13 protein-coding genes are annotated in these 13,351 nt (G+C 71.5%); 9 read left to right on the forward strand and 4 right to left on the reverse strand.

Features of this window, described 5'->3' with window-relative positions; genetic code table 11:
• Positions 1 to 50 precede the first annotated feature (50 nt).
• Complete coding sequence (locus tag IE321_RS23825) at positions 51 to 728, reverse strand: response regulator (RefSeq protein WP_043230673.1); 678 nt, start codon at positions 726 to 728, stop codon at positions 51 to 53.
• A 10-nt stretch (positions 729 to 738) separates the two neighbouring features.
• Entirely contained in the window at positions 739 to 1,641 is a 903-nt protein-coding gene (locus tag IE321_RS23830; RefSeq protein WP_226651726.1) for a RecB family exonuclease, read from the reverse strand.
• A gap of 178 nt (positions 1,642 to 1,819) precedes the next feature.
• Between IE321_RS23830 and IE321_RS23835 the strand changes: the two genes are divergently transcribed.
• The 3 genes from IE321_RS23835 (at position 1,820) to IE321_RS23845 (ending at position 4,642) form a co-directional block, all read left to right on the forward strand.
• Complete coding sequence (locus IE321_RS23835; protein ID WP_226651917.1) at positions 1,820 to 2,953, forward strand: site-2 protease family protein; 1,134 nt, start codon at positions 1,820 to 1,822, stop codon at positions 2,951 to 2,953.
• An 18-nt stretch (positions 2,954 to 2,971) separates the two neighbouring features.
• Positions 2,972 to 3,859: a tRNA (adenine-N1)-methyltransferase gene (locus IE321_RS23840; RefSeq protein ID WP_031013975.1), complete on the forward strand. Its 888-nt coding sequence runs from the start codon at positions 2,972 to 2,974 to the stop codon at positions 3,857 to 3,859.
• Positions 3,860 to 4,048: 189 nt separating this feature from the next.
• Positions 4,049 to 4,642: a hypothetical protein gene (locus IE321_RS23845; RefSeq protein WP_190224448.1), complete on the forward strand. Its 594-nt coding sequence runs from the start codon at positions 4,049 to 4,051 to the stop codon at positions 4,640 to 4,642.
• Positions 4,643 to 4,646: 4 nt separating this feature from the next.
• Here the strand turns inward: IE321_RS23845 and IE321_RS23850 are convergent, their stop codons facing one another.
• Complete coding sequence (locus IE321_RS23850) at positions 4,647 to 4,958, reverse strand: ferredoxin (protein WP_043230683.1); 312 nt, start codon at positions 4,956 to 4,958, stop codon at positions 4,647 to 4,649.
• Between the two features lie 241 nt (positions 4,959 to 5,199).
• On the opposite strand from IE321_RS23850, the gene arc reads away from it, so the two are divergent.
• The 5 genes from arc to prcA all read left to right on the forward strand — a co-directional run bounded on the left by arc (position 5,200) and on the right by prcA (position 10,839).
• On the forward strand, positions 5,200 to 6,966 hold the full coding sequence (gene arc, locus IE321_RS23855) for a proteasome ATPase (protein ID WP_043230685.1): 1,767 nt from the start codon (positions 5,200 to 5,202) through the stop codon (positions 6,964 to 6,966).
• A gap of 182 nt (positions 6,967 to 7,148) precedes the next feature.
• Complete coding sequence (dop, locus tag IE321_RS23860; protein WP_043230688.1) at positions 7,149 to 8,660, forward strand: depupylase/deamidase Dop; 1,512 nt, start codon at positions 7,149 to 7,151, stop codon at positions 8,658 to 8,660.
• Positions 8,661 to 8,826: 166 nt separating this feature from the next.
• Positions 8,827 to 9,039, forward strand: a complete 213-nt coding sequence (locus IE321_RS23865; RefSeq protein ID WP_043230691.1) for a ubiquitin-like protein Pup — start codon at positions 8,827 to 8,829, stop codon at positions 9,037 to 9,039.
• A gap of 161 nt (positions 9,040 to 9,200) precedes the next feature.
• Entirely contained in the window at positions 9,201 to 10,040 is an 840-nt protein-coding gene (gene prcB, locus IE321_RS23870) for a proteasome subunit beta (RefSeq protein ID WP_190224449.1), read from the forward strand.
• 46 nt (positions 10,041 to 10,086) lie between these two features.
• Complete coding sequence (prcA, locus tag IE321_RS23875; RefSeq protein WP_043230695.1) at positions 10,087 to 10,839, forward strand: proteasome subunit alpha; 753 nt, start codon at positions 10,087 to 10,089, stop codon at positions 10,837 to 10,839.
• Between the two features lie 62 nt (positions 10,840 to 10,901).
• Here the strand turns inward: prcA and IE321_RS23880 are convergent, their stop codons facing one another.
• Positions 10,902 to 11,921 (reverse strand): LacI family DNA-binding transcriptional regulator, encoded by a 1,020-nt coding sequence (locus IE321_RS23880; RefSeq protein ID WP_190224450.1) that lies wholly within the window; start codon positions 11,919 to 11,921, stop codon positions 10,902 to 10,904.
• A 145-nt stretch (positions 11,922 to 12,066) separates the two neighbouring features.
• Between IE321_RS23880 and IE321_RS23885 the strand changes: the two genes are divergently transcribed.
• Entirely contained in the window at positions 12,067 to 13,338 is a 1,272-nt protein-coding gene (locus tag IE321_RS23885) for an MFS transporter (RefSeq protein ID WP_190224451.1), read from the forward strand.
• The last annotated feature ends 13 nt before the right edge of the window (positions 13,339 to 13,351 follow it).

Here is a 13,351-nt window from a genome sequence, read left to right on the forward strand (position 1 = left end):
GGGCCCGGCGCGCATCCCGCGCGCCGGGCCCTCCGCCGTACCGCTCCGCCCTACTGGCCGTTGGCCCCCGGGCGCACCAGACCGCTCTCGTACGCGTACACCGCCGCCTGCACCCGGTCGCGCAGGCCCAGCTTCGTCAGCACATGGCCCACGTGCGTCTTCACCGTGGTCTCGCTCACGAACAGGTCCGCCGCGATCTCCGCGTTCGACAGGCCGCGGGCCACCAGCTTCAGCACCTCCACCTCGCGGTCGGTCAGCGTGCCCAGCGTGTCCGGCACCTGCTCCTCGCCCGTCGGCAGATGCGCCGAGTACTTGTCGAGCAGCCGCCGCGTGATCGACGGGGCCAGCATCGCCTCGCCCGCCGCCACCACCCGGATCGCCTGCACCAGCTCCGTCGCCGGGGCGTCCTTCAGCAGGAAGCCGCTGGCGCCCGCGCGCAGCGCCTCCACCACGTACTCGTCCAGGTCGAAGGTGGTCAGCACCAGCACCTTCGCCGGACCGTCCCGGCCCGGCCCGGTGATCTGCCGGGTCGCCTCGACCCCGTCCATCCGCGGCATCCGGATGTCCATCAGCACCACGTCGGGCTGGAGCGCCCGCACCTGGTCCAGTGCCTGCAGACCGTCACCGGCCTCTCCCACCACCGCCAGGTCCTGCTCCGCCTCCAGGATCATCCGGAAACCGGTGCGCAGCAGCGGCTGGTCGTCGACCAGGAGGACGCGAATCGTCACAGGGGCTCCTTCACGAGGCGGGCCGGTCGTCGCCCATTCTGCCCTGCCCCGATTCGCCCGACTCCGCCGGGCGCGCGGAAACGATCTCCAGCGGATACGCCGGGGGAGTCCCCCCGAACTCCGGACACACCGCTTGGTGATCGCACCAGCCGCACAGCTTCGTCGGCCGGGGCCGCCAGTCGCCCGTCTCCGTCGCCGTCCGGATCGCGTCCCACAGCGCGTGCAGCTTCCGCTCCACCCGCCGCAGGTCCGCCTCCACCGGGTCGTAGGTGAGCACGTCCCCGCTGCCCAGGTACACCAGCTGGAGCCGGCGCGGGATCACGCCCTTCAGCCGCCACACCACCAGCGCGTAGAACGTCATCTGGAACAGCGCGCCCTCGCGGTACTCCGGCCGCGGCGCCTTCCCCGTCTTGTAGTCGACGATCCGCACCTCGCCCGTCGGCGCCACGTCCACCCGGTCGATCACGCCGCGCAGCCGCAGCCCCGACGCCAGCTCCGTCTCCACGAACAGCTCGCGCTCGGCCGGCTCCAGCCGCGCCGGGTCCTCCAGCGTGAACCACCGCTCCACCAGCGACTCGGCCTCCGCCAGCCACTGCCCGAGCCGCTCGCCCGCCGGATCGTCCGCGAACAGCTCGCCCAGCTCCGGCCGCGACTCCAGGAGCCGGTCCCACTGCCCCGGGACCATCGCCTTCGCCCGCGGCACCGTGCGCTCCGCCGCCGGATCGTCGAAGAGCCGCTCCAGCACCGCGTGCACCAGCGTCCCCCGCGTCGCCGCCGCGCTCGGCTTCTCCGGCAGCCGGTCGATCACCCGGAACCGGTACAACAGGGGACACTGCATGAAGTCGCTCGCCCGGGAAGGCGACAGCGACATGGGCGCCCGGGGCCCCTCCGGGAGCCGCTCGCTCGTACTCATGACACAGACCCTACGGCCCGCCACCGACAACGATCCGCATACCATCGACGCATGACCCGTCGCGCTGCATGATCGACCCGTGACGCACCGGCGCGGTCACCCCCGGCGACGAGAGGAACCCGTGAACCAGGACGAGCCCAAGCCGCAGCGGACCGAGGAGCCCGGCGGCGGGATCCTCATGGGACGGCCCTTCGGCGTGCCCGTCTACGTCGCCCCCAGCTGGTTCCTCGTCGCCGCCCTCATCACCTGGGTCTTCGGCGACCAGATCGAACGGGTCCTGCCCGAGCTCGGCGCCGCCCGCTACCTGGTCTCCCTCTTCTTCGCCGTCGCCTTCTACGCCTCCGTCCTCGTCCACGAGCTCGCCCACACCATCGCCGCCCTCCGCTTCAAGCTCCCCGTGCGGCGCATCCAGCTCCAGTTCTTCGGCGGCGTCTCCGAGATCGAGAAGGAGTCCGAGACCCCCGGCCGCGAATTCGTCCTCGCCTTCGTCGGCCCGCTCCTCTCCCTCGTCCTCGCCGGCCTCTTCTACCTCGCCATGCACGCCGTCGAGCCCGGCACCGTGCCCGGCGTCCTCCTCGCCGGCCTGATGATCTCCAACCTCATCGTGGCGATCTTCAACCTCCTCCCGGGCCTGCCCCTCGACGGCGGCCGGATGCTCCGCGCGGTCGTCTGGAAGATCACCGGCAAGCCCATGAGCGGCACCGTCGCCGCCGCCTGGGTCGGCCGCGCGCTCGCCGTCACCGTCCTCATCGGCCTCCCCCTCCTCACCCGCACCGGCTGGCTCGGCAACTCCACCGCCGACATCGACGGCTTCACCACCGTCACCGACGCCCTCCTCGCCGCCATCCTGGCCGCCATCATCTGGACCGGGGCCGGCAACAGCCTCCGCATGGCCCGCCTCCGCGAACACCTCCCCGACCTCCGCGCCCGTGCCCTCACCCGCCGCGCCATCCCGGTCGAACCCGACACCCCCCTCTCCGAGGCGCTGCGCCGCGCCAACGAGGCCGGCGCCCGCGCCCTCGTCGTCGTCGACGGCACCGGCAGCCCCACCGGCATCGTCCGCGAGGCCGCCATCGCCGCCGTCCCCCAGCACCGCCGCCCCTGGGTCGCCGTCACCACCCTCGCCCAGGACCTGACCGACGGCATGCGCGTCCCCGCCGAACTCACCGGCCAGCCCCTCCTCGACCACCTCCGGGCCACCCCGGCCACCGAGTACCTCGTCATCGAGGAGACCGGCGAGATCTACGGCGTCCTCGCCACCACCGACGTCGAGCGCGCCTTCGTCAAGGCCATGGCACGACCGTCCCAGTAACACCGGTACTCTGTTCCCATGTCCGAACCGACCGGTGCCGCCCGCCGACGCGGGCCCTTCAAGGTCGGGGACCAGGTTCAGCTGACCGACCCCAAGGGCCGCCACTACACGTTCACGCTCGAAGAGGGAAAGAACTTCCACACCCACAAGGGTTCCTTCCCGCACGACGAGCTGATCGGCGCACCCGAGGGCAGCGTTGTCCGCACCACCGGAAACGTCGCCTACCTCGCGCTGCGCCCCCTGCTCCCCGACTACGTCCTGTCCATGCCCCGCGGCGCCGCCGTGGTCTACCCGAAGGACGCGGGACAGATCCTCGCCTTCGCCGACATCTTCCCCGGCGCGCGCGTCGTGGAGGCCGGCGTGGGTTCCGGCTCGCTCAGCAGCTTCCTGCTCCGCGCCATCGGCGACAGCGGCATGCTGCACTCCTACGAGCGCCGCGAGGACTTCGCCGAGATCGCGAAGGGCAACGTCGAGCGCTACTTCGGCGGCCCCCACCCGGCCTGGCAGCTCACCGTCGGCGACCTCCAGGACAACCTGACCGACACCGACGTCGACCGGGTCATCCTCGACATGCTCGCCCCCTGGGAGTGCCTGGAGGCCGTCTCCAAGAGCCTCGTCCCCGGCGGCATCCTCTGCTGCTACGTGGCCACCACCACCCAGCTCGCCCGCACCGTGGAGTCCATCCGCGAGATCGGCTGCTACGCCGAGCCGCAGCCCTGGGAATCCATGATCCGCAACTGGCACGTCGAGGGCCTGGCCGTGCGCCCCGATCACCGCATGATCGGCCACACCGGCTTCCTCGTCACCGCCCGCCGCCTCGCGGACGGCGTCGAGCCCCCGATGCGCCGCCGCCGCCCCGCCAAGGGCGCCTACGGCGAGGACTACGACGGCCCCAACAAGGGCTGACACCCCGACAGGATCCCGGCGACGCCGCCGTCCTCCCACCCCGCGCCGCGGGGAACCGGACGGCGGCGTCGCCGCGTTCGGATCCCCGCGCGGCACCCCTGTTCGGTACCCCCGACTGTTCCGCGGGCCTGTGACGTGTGGCACGATGCCCGCAACCCCTCGGCACGACCCTCACAGGAGACGTCTCGCGTGCAGCCCTCCGCCGCCCCGGACCCCGTGGACCTCGCGCACACCCACGCCCGGCCGCTGCACTGGTTGGCCACCGCCACCGCGACCGCCGCGGTCGTCGCCCTCGCCGGCGCCCTGGCCGCCCGGGCCGCCGAAGCGGGCCCCGCCACTGCTTCCGCTTCCGCCTCCGCGGCCCCCGGCCCGGCCGCCGCGCCGGACGCCGACACGGCGGACTACCCGCTCCGGTGCGGGGGCGCGCCGCACCGCGTCGCCCAGCGCGCCACCGGCGACCTGGACGGCGACGGGAAGCCCGAGACCGTTGCGGTCGTACACTGCGAAGCCGGATCCGGAACCCCGCCCGCCGGTCTGTACGTGCTCACCCGCGGCCGCGGCGACGACGCCTCCGCGCGCGTGGTGGCCACCCTCGTCGACCCGCGCGAGCAGCGCAGCGTCACCGGCCTCGCGATCCGCGACGGAGCCGTCCGCGCCACCCTGCTCGGCTACTCGTCCCCCGACGTCCCCAGCTGCTGCCCCGACGAGAAGGAGCAGGTCGGCTGGGACTGGACCGGGGGCGCCTTCGTCCGCTCCGCGGGCGCGGAGGCACGCGGCGCCTGACCCGTCACTCCGCGTCGGGGCCGTACACCTCGACGCGGTCCCGGACCCGCCGCACATGGATGCAGTCGCCCGGGCACTCCTTCGCGGAGTCCACCACGTCCTGCAGCAGCGGCAGCGGCACCGGGGTCGTCGCCCCCGCGTCCTGCAGCAGCTCGTCGTCGGCGCTCTTCACATACGCGAGCCCGTCGATGTCCAGTTCGAAGACCTCGGGAGCGTACTGGGCGCAGATCCCGTCCCCGGTGCACAGGTCCTGGTCGATCCAGACCTCCAGAGCCTCCTCGGCCCCGTCGGCCGGCGACTCGTGCTGCACGCTCATCTCTTCTGCCGTTTCTGCTCCGCGCGGACAATTGAGGCCGCGACCCGCGGGTGTTGAACCCTCACGACGATACAACTGCCCGCTTTCAGAGCGTGAAGGGTGGGTATTCCCCTGGCGAGAGGGGAAGCGCAAGGGTGAAGATCGGACACACCCCGGAGTCTTTTTGATCTAGGGGTTTCAATCATCACCCACGCAGGTAGGGTCAGGATGCGTCCAGCTCCCCTTGGAGGAGGTGAGGACCGTGGCAGCCCACGACGACGACATCAACCGCGGCATCCGGCCGGGGCGGGGGTCTGAAGACCCCGCCGGCCAGGTTGCCTATCTCGAGCAGGAAATCGCCGTCCTGCGCCGCAAGCTCGCCGACTCTCCGCGACACACGAGGATTCTCGAAGAGCGGATCGTCGAGCTGCAGACGAACCTGGCCGGCGTGTCCGCGCAGAACGAAAGGCTGGCGAACACGCTCCGTGAGGCACGCGACCAGATCGTGGCCCTCAAGGAGGAGGTCGACCGGCTCGCACAGCCGCCGGCCGGTTTCGGTGTCTTCCTGCAGGCCAATGAGGACGGTACGTGCGACATCTTCACCGGGGGCCGCAAGCTCCGGGTGAACGTGAGTCCCGGCGTCGAGCTCGAGGAGCTCCGGCGCGGCCAGGAAGTCATGCTCAACGAAGCGCTCAACGTGGTCGAGGCCATGGAGTTCGAGCGCGCCGGGGACATCGTCACCCTCAAGGAGATCCTTGAGGACGGCGAGCGCGCCCTGGTGGTGGGGCACACCGACGAGGAGAGGGTGGTGAGGCTCGCCGAGCCTCTGCTGGACGTCACCATCCGCGCCGGCGACGCCCTGCTCTTCGACTCCAGGTCCGGCTACGTCTACGAGGTCGTGCCCAAGAGCGAGGTCGAGGAACTCGTCCTCGAGGAGGTCCCGGACGTCGACTACGAGAAGATCGGCGGCCTGGGCAACCAGATCGAGCTGATCCGCGACGCGGTCGAGCTTCCGTACCTCTACCCCGACCTGTTCAAGGAGCACGAACTGCGGCCGCCCAAGGGCATCCTGCTCTACGGGCCGCCGGGCTGCGGCAAGACGCTCATCGCCAAGGCCGTCGCCAACTCCCTGGCCAAGAAGGTCGCCGAGGTCACCGGCCAGCCCGCGGGGAAGTCCTACTTCCTCAACATCAAGGGCCCCGAGCTCCTCAACAAGTACGTCGGCGAGACCGAGCGGCACATCCGCCTGGTCTTCCAGCGGGCCCGCGAGAAGGCCAGCGAAGGCACCCCCGTCATCGTCTTCTTCGACGAGATGGAGTCGCTCTTCCGCACCCGCGGATCCGGCGTCAGCTCGGACGTGGAGAACACCATCGTCCCCCAGCTGCTCGCCGAGATCGACGGCGTCGAGGGCCTGGAGAACGTGATCGTGATCGGCGCCTCCAACCGCGAGGACATGATCGACCCCGCGATCCTGAGGCCCGGCCGGCTCGACGTCAAGATCAAGATCGAGCGTCCGGACGCCGAGGCGGCGAAGGACATCTTCGCGAAGTACCTCACCGCCAACCTTCCGCTCCACACGGACGACGTCTCCGAGCACAGCGGCTCCAAGGCCGCCGCCGCCCACGGAATGATCCAGTCCGTCGTCGAGCAGATGTACGCCGAGTCCGAGGAGAACCGCTTCCTCGAAGTCACGTACGCCAACGGTGACAAGGAAGTCCTGTACTTCAAGGACTTCAACTCCGGCGCGATGATCCAGAACATCGTCGACCGGGCCAAGAAGATGGCCATCAAGGCATTCCTCGACCACGACCAGAAGGGCATCCGCGTCTCCCACCTCCTCCAGGCGTGCGTGGACGAGTTCAAGGAGAACGAGGACCTGCCCAACACCACCAACCCCGACGACTGGGCCCGAATCTCCGGAAAGAAGGGCGAGCGGATCGTCTTCATCCGCACCCTCGTCACCGGAAAGCAGGGCGCGGACACCGGGCGCTCCATCGACACGGTGGCCAACACCGGTCAGTACCTGTAAAAGCGCACACCGGCTGCGGATGTCCGGAAACCGGGCATCCGCAGCCGTCGCATTCTCACCGGAAAAACTCCCGGCCACATCCGGGAAATACCGCAAACGATCTCCCCACCAGCGCGGAGCCGCTCTAGGCTCTTCGGTACCGCCGAGTCGCGCACTGAGCGCCGCCGGGCAAGGAGGGCCGCATGACCGTACGGCGAGTAATGGGCATCGAGACGGAGTACGGGATCTCCGTCCCGGGACACCCGAACGCCAATGCCATGCTCACCTCGTCCCAGATCGTCAACGCCTACGCCGCGGCGATGCACCGGGCGCGCCGCGCCCGCTGGGACTTCGAGGAGGAGAACCCGCTGCGGGACGCCCGCGGCTTCGACCTCGCCCGCGAGGTCGCCGACTCCAGCCAGCTCACCGACGAGGACATCGGCCTCGCCAACGTGATCCTCACCAACGGCGCCCGGCTCTACGTGGACCACGCCCACCCCGAGTACAGCGCCCCCGAGGTCACCAACCCGCGCGACGCCGTCCTGTGGGACAAGGCCGGCGAGCGGATCATGGCCGAGGCGGCCGAGCGCGCCGCCCAGCTCCCCGGCGCCCAGCCCATCCACCTCTACAAGAACAACACCGACAACAAGGGCGCGTCCTACGGCACGCACGAGAACTACCTGATGAAGCGGGAGACCCCCTTCTCGGACATCGTGCGGCACCTGACGCCTTTCTTCGTCTCCCGGCAGGTCGTCACCGGCGCGGGCCGGGTCGGCATCGGCCAGGACGGCCGCGAGAACGGCTTCCAGATCAGCCAGCGCGCCGACTACTTCGAGGTCGAGGTCGGCCTGGAGACCACCCTCAAGCGCCCCATCATCAACACCCGCGACGAGCCGCACGCCGACGCCGAGAAGTACCGCCGGCTCCACGTGATCATCGGGGACGCCAACCTCTCCGAGATCTCCACCTACCTCAAGCTCGGCACCACCGCGCTCGTCCTCTCCATGATCGAGGACGGCTTCATCACCGTCGACCTCGCCGTCGACCAGCCCGTCCGCACCCTCCACCACGTCTCCCACGACCCGAGCCTCCAGTACCTCGTCACGCTGCGCAGCGGCCGGACACTCACCGCCGTCCAGCTCCAGATGGAGTACTTCGAGCTGGCCAGGAAGTACGTGGACGAGCGGTACGGCTCCGACGCCGACGACCAGACCAAGGACGTCCTCTCCCGGTGGGAGGACACCCTCAACCGCCTCGAGAACGACCCGATGAGCCTGGCCGGCGAGCTGGACTGGATCGCCAAGCGGGAGCTCATGGAGGGCTACCGGCGCCGTGACGGCCTGGACTGGGACGCGCCCCGGCTGCACCTGGTGGACCTCCAGTACGCGGACGTGCGGCCCGACAAGGGGCTGTACAACCGCCTGGTGGCTCGCGGCCGCATGAAGCGGCTCCTGGACGAGGCCGAGGTGGTACGGGCCCAGACGGCCCCTCCGGAGGACACCAGGGCCTATTTCCGGGGCCGCTGCCTGGAGCAGTACGCCGACGACGTCGCCGCCGCGTCCTGGGACTCGGTGATCTTCGACCTGCCGGGCCGCGACTCGCTCCAGCGCGTCCCGACCCTGGAGCCGCTGCGCGGCACCAAGGCCCATGTGGCGGCCCTCCTGGACCGCTGCCGTACGGCGGAGGAACTCGTCAGGGTTCTCTCCGGCAGCTGATTCGATACCTGAACGGGGCCTGAAATACCCGGGTCCTGGGAATCATGGAAGCAGTGCCCGGACGTTGCGGAAATGCGGGGGCCGATGTCAGTCCCGGCTTGTAGGGTCTGATCTTGCAGGACCAGCAGCACCTGCCCGGGCATTCCGATTAGAGCGGGGTGAGGAAATGGCGACCAAGGACACCGGCGGCGGACAGCAGAAGGCGACGCGTTCCACGGAAGAGGTCGAGGAGACCACCACCGAGGCGAACTCCGACCTCAAGGAACGCCAGGAGAAGCTCAGCGAGGACGTGGACTCCGTCCTGGACGAGATCGACGACGTCCTCGAGGAGAACGCCGAGGAGTTCGTGCGGTCCTTCGTGCAGAAGGGCGGCGAGTAGCCGCCTCCCACCTGTCGTTCCCCGTCCCCGGAGCCCCGGAAGAAGCCGTGGGCCCGGGGACGGATGACAGGCTCTCGCACGGGTAAGGTCCGTACACAGCAATCAAGATCGGCCCGCGCGTGTCAGGGGCGGGCCCTTCTCACCCACCCGGAAGGAATCGCGTGGAAGCCAACCCTCGTAGCATCGGGCGTCTGCCGGCGGCCTTCCTGACGCCGGGCTCCTCCTCGTTCATGGACTTCCTCGCCGACCACTCGCCGGAATCGCTCCCGGGGAACCGGAAGCTGCCGGACGGGATCGTCGAGGCTCCGCACGGCACGACCATCGTGGCCGCCACGTTCCCCGGGGGCGTCGTGCTCGCCGGTGACCGGCGCGCCACCATGGGCAACATGATCGCGCAGCGGGACATCGAGAAGGTGTTCCCGGCGGACGAGTACTCGGCGGTCGGCATCGCGGGCACCGCCGGCCTCGCCGTCGAGATGGTCAAGCTCTTCCAGCTGGAGCTGGAGCACTTCGAGAAGGTGGAGGGCGCCACGCTCTCCCTCGAGGGCAAGGCGAACCGGCTCTCCACCATGATCCGCAGCAACCTCGGCATGGCCATGCAGGGCCTCGCCGTGGTCCCGCTCTTCGCGGGCTGGGACGAGGGCAGGGAGAAGGGCCGGATCTTCTCCTACGACGTGACCGGCGGCCGCTCCGAGGAGCACGGGTACGCCGCGACCGGCTCGGGCTCGATCTTCGCCCGCGGCTCCATGAAGAAGCTGTACCGCGAGGACCTCACCGAGCAGCAGGCGACCACCCTGGTCGTGCAGGCGCTGTACGACGCGGCGGACGACGACTCCGCGACCGGTGGCCCGGACCTGGCCCGCCGGATCTTCCCGATCGTCACCGTCATCACCGACGAGGGCTTCCGCCGGCTCACCGAGGCGGAGTCCTCCGAGCTGGCCCGCTCCGTCACCGAGCGGCGTCTGGAGCAGCCGGACGGACCGCGCGCCGCCCTGCTCTGATCCGCACGTCGCCCCCTCACAGCCCAGAAGAAAGGGACGAGCGCCGGTGTCGACACCGTTCTACGTCTCCCCCCAGCAGGCCATGGCCGACCGCGCGGAGTACGCCCGCAAGGGCATCGCGCGCGGCCGCAGCCTGGTGGTCCTCCAGTACGCCGACGGCATCGTCTTCGTCGGCGAGAACCCGTCCCGCGCCCTGCACAAGTTCAGCGAGATCTACGACCGGATCGGCTTCGCCGCCGCCGGCAAGTACAACGAGTACGAGAACCTCCGCATCGGCGGCGTCCGCTACGCCGACCTGCGCGGCTACACCTACGACCGGGACGACGTGACCGCGCGCGGCCTGGCCAACGTGTACGCGCAGACGCTGGGCACGATCTTCTCCAGCGCCGGCGAGAAGCCGTACGAGGTGGAGCTGGTCGTCGCCGAGGTCGGCGCCGAGCCGGCCGGGGACCAGATCTACCGGCTGCCGCACGACGGCTCCATCGTGGACGAGCACGGCTCGGTCGCGGTGGGCGGCAACGCCGAGCAGATCAGCTCCTTCCTCGACCAGCGCCACCGGGACGGGATGTCCCTCGCGGAGGCCCTGAAGCTGGCGGTGCAGGCGCTCTCCCGGGACACCAACGGCACCGAGCGGGAGATCCCCGCGGAGCGCCTGGAGGTAGCGGTCCTGGACCGGACGCGTCCGCAGCAGCGGAAGTTCAAGCGCATCGTCGGCCGTCAGCTGGTCCGTCTCCTGGAGGCGGACAACGCGGCCCTGGCGAAGACGGACGAGCCCTCGGACGAGGTCTCCGAGGAGTAGTCGCCCCGAACGCGCGGAGGGCCCCCGTCCACCAGGACGGGGGCCCTCCGCGCGGTCGGGGCTCAGACGGCCGGTGCCGGGCCGCTGGAGCCCCGGGCGACGAGGGCGACGGGCAGGGTGACCGGCGGGGCCGGTTCGCCCGCCAGGACGGCGAGGAGCGCCTCCATGCCCCGCCGCCCGAACTCCTCGGCGGGCAGCCGGACCGTGGTGAGCTCGGGCTCGACCGCGCCGGCCAGGGCCAGGTCGTCGAAACCGGTGATCGACAGGTCCTCCGGGACGCGCAGCCCCAGCCGGCGGGCGGCCTTCAGCACCCCGACCGCGAGGATGTCGTCGTCGCAGACCACCGCCGTGGGCCGGGGCCCCGGGCCGCCGAGGGCGAGGGCGGCCGCCTCCCGGGCGCCGGCCACGTCGAGCGACGACCGGACGGTGCGCAGTCCGGTGCCGCGCAGGGCGTCGGCGAGCGCGGCGGCGCGGACGTCGAAGGTCCACGAGGGCACGGCGGACGCCAGGTGCAGGAAGCTGCGGTGGCCCAGCGCCAGCAGGTGGTCGGTGACCCGGCGCATCCCGTCGGCGACGTCGAGGTTCAGGTGCGCGGCGGCGCCGGGCTCGGACGGGTCGCTGTCGAGCATGACGAGGGGCAGGTCGCTGCCCCGGAAGGCGCCCAGGGCCTCGGTGGCCATCGAGGAGGCCAGCACGCCGTCCAGGGCGGCCTGGGCGGAGGCGAAGGGGTCGCGGGCGGGGCCGACGCCGTCGGGGGAGGGGTAGAGGACGACGCCGAAACCGTGGTCGGCGGCGACCGCCGCCGCGCCGGTGTACACGTGGGCGAAGAACTCGTTGGTGAGCGCGGGGACGACGAGCAGGGCGGTGCGGGTGCGGCCGAGGCGCAGGTTGCGGGCCGCGAGGTTGGGCCGGTAGCCGAGCTCGCGGGCCGTGTCCCGGACGGTGCCGGCTGTGCGCTCCGACACCCTGCCGCGCCACTTCTCGCCCAGCACCAGGGAGACGGTGGCCTGCGAGACGCCCGCCACCCGGGCGACGTCCCTGCTGGTCGGACGGGTGCCGCTGGGGGGTTCGGGGGTCTGCACGGGGCCTCCGCGTGGGACGCTGGTCGGTGGGGCGCTGCCCGGTGGGGCACGGGCGCGGGTGGACCCGCGTCACGGCGCCATGGTACGTATGACGCCGGAAGTTATACGTAAAACCTCGGCGGGAGCCGACGGAGGGGAGACCCGCATGGCCACCGAGGCCACGGCACACGGCGGCTACCGCGACATCCTGCGGGCGCCGCACGCGCTCCGCCTGCTCACCGGCACCCTGGTCGGCCGGCTGCCCAACGGCACCGGGCCCGTCGCCATGACCCTCTTCGTCCGCGACCAGGGCGGCAGCTACACCCTCGCGGGCGGCCTCGTCGCCGCGTACGGCCTCGCCAACGCCGTCGGGCAGCCGCTCCTCGGCCGGGCCGTCGACCTCAAGGGCCAGCCGCGCGTCCAGCTGCCCGCCGCCGTCCTCTCCGCCCTCGGCATGGCCCTCTTCGCCCTCGCCGGCATCGGCACCCTCCCGCTCGCCTACGCCGCCGTCGTGGTCGCCGGTCTCTTCACCCCGCCCCTGGAGGGCGGCCTGCGGGCCCTGTGGCCGAGCGTCCTGGGCCGCGAGGACCGGATCCACCGCGCGTACGCCCTCGACGCGGTCGCCCAGGAGGTCATGTTCACCGTCGGCCCGCTCCTGGTGACCCTCCTCGTCGCCCTGTGGTCGCCCGCCGCCGCCCTCCTGGTCATCAACCTCATCGGCGTCCTCGGTGCCCTCTCCGTGGTCCTCTCCGAGCCCTCCAGGACCTGGCGCTCCGCACCCCGCGAGGCCCACTGGCTCGGCGCGCTGCGCTCGCCCGGGCTGCTCGCCCTGCTCGGCTCCTTCTTCTTCGTCGGCCTCGCCCTCGGCTCCATCACGGTGGCCGCCGTCGCCTACGCCGACGACCGCGGCACCCCGTCCGTCTACGGCTGGCTGATGGCCGCCCTCGGCCTCGGCGCCCTCCTCGGCGGCGTCCTCTACGGCGCCCGCCAGTGGGCCGGCGCGCCCGAACGGCGGCTGCGCGTGCTGGTGGCCCTCCTCGCGCTCTGCTACCTGCCGCTGACGCTCACCCCCGGCCCGGTCGCCATGGCCGGCCTCTCGGCCCTCGCCGGCGTCTTCCTCGCGCCCGTACTGGCCTGCGCGTTCATCGTGGTGGACCGGCACGCGCCGGCCGGCACCGTCACCGAGGCGTTCTCCTGGCTGGTCACCACCTTCGGGGTCGGCGCCGCCCTGGGATCGGCCGCCGCGGGACCCGCCGTCGAACTCGCCGGAACGGTCGCCGGATTCGCCGTGGCCGGCGTCGGAGGCGTCGTCGCCCTCCTCGTCCTGCTCGCCACGGGGCGGGTCCTGCACGACCCCGACGCGCCCGGCCGGCGGTCGCGACACGCCGCGAGCGGGGGCGGCGCCGACGCCGTGCACACCGAAAAGAACGCCCTCTGATCGGAAAATGATC

It is taken from the genome of Streptomyces hydrogenans (genome assembly GCF_014656075.1).
GTDB lineage: Bacteria > Actinomycetota > Actinomycetes > Streptomycetales > Streptomycetaceae > Streptomyces > Streptomyces hydrogenans.